The organism is Neisseria sp. P0021.S005 (genome assembly GCF_051956955.1).
The window spans coordinates 1-1,564 of sequence record NZ_JBQCWY010000701.1 but is presented as its reverse complement, the minus strand read 5'-3'; the positions used below and the strand labels follow the sequence as shown (position 1 = coordinate 1,564).

General features: G+C 52.0%; 2 protein-coding genes. Both read left to right on the top strand.

Annotation, left to right across the window (positions count from 1 at the left end; translation table 11 throughout):
• The first annotated feature begins 284 nt into the window (after positions 1–284).
• Positions 285–779 carry a hypothetical protein gene (locus tag ACTHUE_RS18490; RefSeq protein WP_219089094.1) on the top strand — a complete coding sequence of 165 codons (495 nt, stop codon included), beginning with the start codon at positions 285–287 and terminating at the stop codon, positions 777–779.
• An 82-nt stretch (positions 780–861) separates the two neighbouring features.
• Positions 862–1,491, top strand: a complete 630-nt coding sequence (rsmG, locus tag ACTHUE_RS18485) for a 16S rRNA (guanine(527)-N(7))-methyltransferase RsmG (protein ID WP_219089095.1) — start codon at positions 862–864, stop codon at positions 1,489–1,491.
• Positions 1,492–1,564: the final 73 nt, after the last annotated feature.

Below are 1,564 nucleotides of genomic sequence, written 5' to 3'. Positions count from 1 at the left end.
GTTTCGGTTTGGGTTCCAGATTTCAGGTCTTTATAATATGTTATTGAGAATTTAGTAGATTTTACGGAGAAATGCAAAGATTTTCTGTTCGGTTCATATAAAAATAAGAGATTAAGCCGTCTGAAAACGTTTTCTTACCCTTTATCCGCCAACGTTTACCAAGAAAAAAGAATTTTTCATTTCTTTTTTAATTGACCGTTTTTGTCAGCAATTTCAGCGCTAACAAACGTGAATCAACCGCCAATCTGCTATCATTTCAACTTATTTTCCCAAGGCAAACCGCCATGTATCTGACACAAGAAAAACCCTATCGCCCCCTATTGGTCGCACTGATGTTCCTTACCCTGCCGCTGGCGATGATATTGCACAATATCGTGCAAATCGCCTTTTCAGACGGCCAAGGGCTGCTGATAACGGTCAAAGACGGCGTGTGGGCATGGCAAAGCGGCTGGCAGGATTCCGTCGCATGGTTTGTCTGCGGCATGTTTGCCTTCCTCAATCTGCCGATTGCCGGCGGACTGACCAAGCTGGCGTATAAAAAAATGATGCGCCGGCATTCGCGTTACGCCCTATTCCTTGCCGGTGTCGCAGCGTGTGCCTCGGCGGCGGCAGGCTTGATTTTTGAAGCCATCTTAGGCAATGCCGCATTGGCCGGTATGCGCGGGCAAGGCGTGTTTTACTACACCCTCTCCGTATGGATCATCGCCATGCTGACCCTGCCCAAACAGCTCACGCGCGCGCCGGAGCAGCCCATCGTCTTTCACAAAATGAAACGTTGATTCAATAGGCGCAAACATTTTCAGACGGCATGCTTTCCGTTACCATTACATCCAACGCGTTTTAACCAATAAGGAATAACAAATGAATCAGGCGCAACAGCTCCGCGACGGCATACAGGCACTGGGTTTGGACATCGACGAAGCCAAACAGGCCAAACTGCTAGACTATGCCGCCCTGCTGCAAAAGTGGAACAAAACCTACAACCTGACCGCCCTGCGCGATCCCGCCCAAACCGTCAGCCACCACCTGCTCGACAGCCTGACCCTCTTACCCTATATCGAACACGCGCAAACCATGCTCGACGTCGGCTCTGGCGGCGGACAGCCCGGCATACCCACTGCCATCTGCCGCCCCGACCTCGACATCACCCTCCTCGATGCCAACACCAAAAAAACCGCCTTTCTGCAACAAGCCGTCATCGAACTCGGCCTTAAAAACGTCCGCATCATCAGCGGCCGCGTAGAAGCCGCCGCCGACTGCCGCGCCGACGTCATCACCAGCCGCGCCTTTGCCGAACTCGCCGACTTCGTCAACTGGACCGAGCACCTCCTCAAAGACGGCGGCTACTGGGCGGCCATGAAAGGCGTATACCCGCAAGAAGAAATCGACAAACTGCCCGAAAGCGTCGCTGTCGAAAAAGTCGAAGCATTGCACGTTCCCCAACTCAATGCCGAACGCCATATCGTCATCATCCGCAAAAAGGCCGTCTGAAAACAACCCAAGCATACCGAATAACGGTACAATCCAGCCATCCACACTTAACACGACAGCAAAGCACATGAGC

Excerpts from the sequence above, each read along its gene's own strand:
- ACTHUE_RS18490 (WP_219089094.1), top strand. The coding sequence starts at position 285 with ATGTATCTGACACAAGAAAAACCCTATCGCCCCCTATTGGTCGCACTG.
- rsmG (WP_219089095.1), top strand. The coding sequence starts at position 862 with ATGAATCAGGCGCAACAGCTCCGCGACGGCATACAGGCACTGGGTTTG.